Genomic DNA, 5388 nt, shown 5'->3' with positions numbered 1-5388 from the left:
TCCAAAGTATCAGAAGAAAAAATCTATGCAGTACAAGAAAAACTCAACGACAGACCAAGAAAATCACTTCGATATCGTACTCCAAATGAAGTCATTTCTGATCTCCTCTAGGGGTGGTGCTTATAATCCTTGAATTTTCCGCAATAAAAAAATTAGCAACGGCTCTTGACAATATTTGATTCTTTAGTAAAAATAGCATAGGTTTTATATTCTTTTACTTTTTTCAATATGACTGAAGCCTATTTCGGGGGACCACAAGGAGAAGGAGAACGAATTCAACCACCTCCTGTCCAAGAAGGAGCTCCGGCACAATTGGGAAACTCAATAAAATTAGAAGATCAAAATGTAAAAGCTTTCTCAAAAATATTGCCTTTAGCAGCCAAAAATGGCGGTTTAGATGGTGTTCTTCCTGAAGCTTCAGCTCCTGATGTCGATAAATCTCAAGCTCATCGAGAAGAGACCCGAGCTTTATTGAAGGGTAAGGTGATATGCGATAAAGAAGAACCTGCTTTGGAAGAAGGCGAAATTGAATTATTAGTCAGTGCAATAGTAGATTATTTTGAGAAATGGACAGATGGAAGTACGGGGGGAAATCGGTTGACCTGGGCAGATTTTTCGTCGTCTGACCGTGGTATCACAATGGGAAGGCATGGAGGAATTGTTACCGTAGAATATCGTAATCAACAAGGACATCCTTATTCAACGAGATTTGAAGTAGTAAATAGGTATCGTAGTAAAGGCGAAGCTTTTAAATTAGAGAGGACAATAATATAGATCAAAATTTTCCCATGGAGGAAAATTTTCTGGTCTCTGTTCTTTTTCTTGACTCAAAACCGTCACTCCACGTACAATGCTGCAGCTTTAAGTAAACTACTATGGCTCATAAAAAAGCAGGAGGTTCCACCACCAATGGTCGAGATTCGGAGTCGAAACGACTCGGAGTCAAAAAGTACGAAGGAGAACGAGTTTCTGCCGGAAATATCCTCGTGAGACAGCGCGGAAATAAGTGTTTTGCGGGGAAAAATGTCCTTACTGGGAAAGATTACACACTTTTTTCTGTGATAGAGGGCGTGGTGAAATATACGCAAAAAAAGCAGCGAAAATTCAATGGACAAGTGCACAGAGATACATTTGTGCATGTACTTACCGCCTGAAGGCGGAATTTTAAATTTTGAATTTTGAATTCTAAATTTCAAAATAGATTCTAAGTCTGAATGTTTAAACATTAGAGATTAAGGTCTATTTGGTCCTTTTTCAAAATCAGTGGATGGAAATCAGCTAAAAACAAGTTCTTACCACACACCTCGTCATTCCGACCACAGTAATTCAGCTTCAGGAAGATGTGTGATGGGTGGGCTTTACGAATGGGAGGAATCTCTTGTCACCAATCTCTGTACACTGCATTCAGTGTATATTTCTGGTCAAGTGAGATCCCTCCAAAAAGACACACTCACTGTTCCATGAGTTCTCCCTAATGTTTCGCGTCTGCAGTCGGGATGACGGTTACAAGAGCGGATCAGCGAGTATCTCAGCTTTCTCCTTGCAAAACGCACTGAAATCGCCCTCATAAAATTACCCACTGATTTCGAAAAAGAATTGGTTTATTTTAAAATTTAACATTTAAGAACCGCTCGACACACATTTCCCCGCGTGATAGCAGAGTGTGGAGTTAATTTATTCCCATTCGCGAGAATCATCCCGCGTTTTTCTGCTGCGATCACATATCTTGCAGACCAATCGTTCAGATCCACATCGGAAAAAGACGTCGAACTCGGATTCGGTGGCGTTTCCCCTTTGGCGGAAAAAATAATTTTGCACGCCTCTGCTCTCGTTACAAAGTTTGCCGGTTTAAATTTCCCATCTGCATATCCACGAATAATTTTCTTCTGAACACCGGTTTTTACGTACAAATGAAACCATTCTTTTAAGGGGACATCAGGAAAATCAATCGTTCCATCATCAGGCACGAGAAGTATTTTGAAATATTTGAGAATCATTTTGAGTGATTCAACTCGATTGACAGAATCATTTGGACGAAAAGTCGTTGCTCCGGAGGAAATATTTCCATCCCCAGAAATAATTCCTGCATTCTTAAGTTGCATAATAAACGCATAGTCGGGATGGGTTTCCGGAACATCTGTAAAAATAATATTGCTTGGAGATGTGTCATCTTTTAAGAAATTCCCCTGAGCATCAAAAAATCTTTTTGTTCCTGTGTGTTTCGGCGACCAATAGGCGGAACTCAGCGTGTCGATGGCAACTTTTCCATTGTACGAATTGGCATTGATAAATTCTCCATTCCCGAGAAAAACTCCGTTGTGATTCGGAATTCGGCTCGTCCATCCGGTATCAAAAAAAACAATATCTCCAATTTCCATCTGAGGAAGCGAAACTGTTTTTCCAAGAGCATATTGGTCGGTACTTACTCGGGGAACTTCTTTTTTATAAATTTTTTGACAAGCATCATAAATGAGCCCTGAACAATCATAAGTATCAGGGCCCGCAGTTCCGAGTTTATACGGCTTCTCTAGCTGCTTTTTGAGGTAATCGATAAAATCAGATTGGAGGGACATCGTCAGATTTTAGATGATAAATTTTAGATTTTAAATTCCAAACTCTGAGTATAGAATATATACGTGTTTACGAAGAATACAAAATCTAAAATCTAGAATCTAAAATTTATAATTGTCATATGATTCTCGGTATTGCTCCTCTTTTTGCGCCAAATCGTGCTCATGAACGAATTTCGATAGAGTTTGATGAAAAATTTATTCTCCCGGAAGGCTGGAGTAATATTTTTGAAATGGGCTCTCCTGTTTCCGCCAAAATTCATGTGTACAGATTAGAAGATGATGTTGTGGCGCAGATTGAAAAAGCAACATTTTCTGCATTTCTCACCTGTGGAAAATGCCTTCAGAAAGAGCAAAGCACAATCATCATTCAAAATTCCGAACAAATATTTTATTCAAAAAAGGAAGATCCTCTGAAAGAAGGGGATTTTATGATTGATCACAAGAGTTTAAGTATTGATCTCACTCCATTTTTTTTAGAGGAAATGTATACTCACGTTCCGACAAATTTTGTTCATGAAGACGGAAAATGCGATCCCGAAATGCTCAAGAAAATTTCAGAACTTGAGAAAGATTCTTCTCCTTCGCCATTTTTAGTACTCAAAGACATTCTTCCTCCACCAAAATCTCGAGAGAAGAAAAAAAAATGAAATCAATCTTACGATGACATCATCTTCTGAATCATTTTCCCGAATTTTTCTGCAGCTTCTGGTCCGTTTGCAGTGATAATATTTCCATCTACCGTAACGTCTTCTCCAATGTGAATTGCACCATTTTTTTCGATGCGAGATTTTTGAGATCTCTTCGCGTCATCCCAACTCGTAACGCGTTTTCCTTTGAATATTCCAGAATCAGAAAGTACAGCAGGAGCAATGCAAATGGCGGCAAGAAGGCGCGACGGCGCCGTCGCGCTTACCGTTTCGCGAGCAATACGAAAATATTCTGCATTTCCATGAAATTCTTGCTCACATCCGGGACCACCAATAAATACAGCAACATCATATTCAGCTCCAGAAACTTCTGGAAGTGAATACCCAGCATCGGTTTTCAGTCCAAATTTTCCTGTACACCTTCCTTTTTGTGATGAAGCAACGGTAATCTCAAAACCAGCATTTTCCAAAATCTTCCGCGGCACACCGTATTCCGTGTCCTGAAATCCACTCTGCGCGATGATAAAAAGTGCAGTTTTCATGGGGTATGGGGAAAAGGCTCGGGTGAATTATACACCAGAGTGAAGTATGCTCATGAAATTCAGGAGTACGTTTATGGTGCTCCTTTTACTTTTTGTACGTGACCGCTTGTTAATCCGACTCTTGGATGAGAGCATGCAGTAAATCTCGTATCAAAACTCTCTTTTAAAAAATTTTGCACTCCAGTATCAACACCTATCAATCCAATGTCATCCAGATGTGATAGTTCGGCATCATTTGCATGATGCCTTTCTTTTTGACCTTTTTGGGGCAGTCGTGCAGTATCAATGGATTGCGGAGGAAATTTGTCCATGAAGATGAAGGGGAATATTATTTAAAAATAAACATTTAGGACCCGCCTAATTTCATTTTTTTGACGAAAGAATCTCTTCCACTTCACTCTCTCTTCCAGATAATACCGATAATGGATCGCGAATTGCGTCAATTAGCCTTTTAAAAACATCCTTAACTATTTCTTTTGTTGTTTCATCGACTCCAAATAATTCTTGGAATTTTGAACGTAACAAATTAATCCAGCTACTACTCACTCTTTCTGATGTTACAGAACTATGTTCTTCTGCGCTCTTTCCTCGTGTCTGGGTTTCAATTTTACTCATAGATAGAAATAAAAGGCGCCTCATTTTACAAAACTCTAATTATATGTCAAGAAAAATCTTCACCGGACAATGATCCGAGCCCATTTGCTCATTCACATATTCAATTTCCTTCACTTTTGAGTACATCTTCTCATCCACAAAAACATAATCAATTCTCCAGCCAATATTCCGATCTCGCGCTCTTGAAATCACATGCCACCACGAATAGATCACTTTTTCAGGATACATTTTTCGAAAAACATCAATCCAATTCTCCTCAATCACTCGTGAAACCCAAGCGCGTTCTTCGGGCAAAAAACCGATTGAATTTTCGTTTTCTTTCGGTCGCGCGATGTCAATTTCTTCATGAGCGCAGTTTACATCTCCTGCCCAAATCACGTGCTTTCCTTCTTTTCTGAGATCATTTATATGCTTCAAAAACGCATCGTAAAAGAGAATTTTGCCTTCCCACGCTTCTTCAGATTTTCCGCCATTTGGAAAGTAGACGCTAAAAATTACGATATCATCGAAATCAAGACGCGCAATTCTCCCTTCGTGATCAGCAAAATTCGGCATTCCGTGAGAGAATGAGACATTCTTTTCAAATGATTTTTTAATCCAAATCGCCGTTCCGGAATACCCCGGTTTTTCCGCCGCATTATAAAACTGATCGTATTCTTCATATTTCTTCAAAAATCCAGAAAGTTGATCTTCTTTTGCTTTGGTTTCCTGAAAAAGAAGAATGTCAGGATTCTCGTTTCTGATAAGCTTTTCGAACTCACCCTTCTTTTCCACAGCTCGAATTCCGTTGACGTTCCAAGAAATGATGTTCATGGAGAGAAAATAATTTTCGTATGTACTCTACAATTCAAAATTCAATCCCGCAATGCGGGAGGAAAATTCAAGGATTATAAGCACCACCCCTAGAGGAGATCAGAAATGACTTCATTTGGAGTACGATATCGAAGTGATTTTCTTGGTCTGTCGTTGAGTTTTTCTTGTACTGCATAGATTTTTTCTTCTGATACTTTG

The 5388-nt window shown here is 39.1% G+C and carries 10 protein-coding genes; 4 read left to right on the top strand and 6 right to left on the bottom strand.

Annotation, left to right across the window (positions count from 1 at the left end):
- The 3 genes from HZA38_04085 to rpmA all read left to right on the top strand — a co-directional run.
- Positions 1-111: IS30 family transposase (locus HZA38_04085; GenBank protein ID MBI5414666.1), on the top strand; the 111-nt coding region annotated here is incomplete at its 5' end.
- A 117-nt stretch (positions 112-228) separates the two neighbouring features.
- Positions 229-774, top strand: coding sequence for a hypothetical protein (locus HZA38_04080; GenBank protein ID MBI5414665.1), 546 nt, complete (start codon positions 229-231; stop codon positions 772-774).
- 101 nt (positions 775-875) lie between these two features.
- Positions 876-1154: a 50S ribosomal protein L27 gene (rpmA, locus tag HZA38_04075; protein ID MBI5414664.1), complete on the top strand. Its 279-nt coding sequence runs from the start codon at positions 876-878 to the stop codon at positions 1152-1154.
- 459 nt (positions 1155-1613) lie between these two features.
- Here rpmA and HZA38_04070 read toward each other — a convergent pair whose 3' ends face one another.
- Positions 1614-2573, bottom strand: a complete 960-nt coding sequence (locus HZA38_04070; GenBank protein MBI5414663.1) for an S-layer homology domain-containing protein — start codon at positions 2571-2573, stop codon at positions 1614-1616.
- Between the two features lie 119 nt (positions 2574-2692).
- Here HZA38_04070 and HZA38_04065 point away from each other — a divergent pair, with 119 nt between their 5' ends.
- A complete protein-coding gene (locus tag HZA38_04065) occupies positions 2693-3220 on the top strand; it encodes a hypothetical protein (GenBank protein ID MBI5414662.1) in 528 nt (175 codons plus the stop codon).
- 8 nt (positions 3221-3228) lie between these two features.
- Here the strand turns inward: HZA38_04065 and HZA38_04060 are convergent, their stop codons facing one another.
- From HZA38_04060 to HZA38_04040, 5 genes are all read right to left on the bottom strand, one after another.
- Positions 3229-3762, bottom strand: a complete 534-nt coding sequence (locus HZA38_04060) for a DJ-1/PfpI family protein (protein MBI5414661.1) — start codon at positions 3760-3762, stop codon at positions 3229-3231.
- 71 nt (positions 3763-3833) lie between these two features.
- Complete coding sequence (locus HZA38_04055; GenBank protein MBI5414660.1) at positions 3834-4073, bottom strand: hypothetical protein; 240 nt, start codon at positions 4071-4073, stop codon at positions 3834-3836.
- Between the two features lie 52 nt (positions 4074-4125).
- Positions 4126-4377, bottom strand: coding sequence for a hypothetical protein (locus tag HZA38_04050; protein MBI5414659.1), 252 nt, complete (start codon positions 4375-4377; stop codon positions 4126-4128).
- Between the two features lie 39 nt (positions 4378-4416).
- Positions 4417-5190 carry an exodeoxyribonuclease III gene (xth, locus tag HZA38_04045; GenBank protein ID MBI5414658.1) on the bottom strand — a complete coding sequence of 258 codons (774 nt, stop codon included), beginning with the start codon at positions 5188-5190 and terminating at the stop codon, positions 4417-4419.
- Between the two features lie 89 nt (positions 5191-5279).
- A partial coding sequence (locus HZA38_04040) for an IS30 family transposase (protein ID MBI5414657.1) occupies positions 5280-5388 on the bottom strand: 109 nt, incomplete at its 5' end.

The sequence above is a fragment of the Candidatus Peregrinibacteria bacterium genome (assembly GCA_016220175.1).
Lineage (GTDB): Bacteria > Patescibacteriota > Gracilibacteria > CAIRYL01 > CAIRYL01 > JACRHZ01.
Note: the sequence above shows the minus strand (reverse complement) of the source record. Positions and strands in the feature narration are given on the sequence as shown.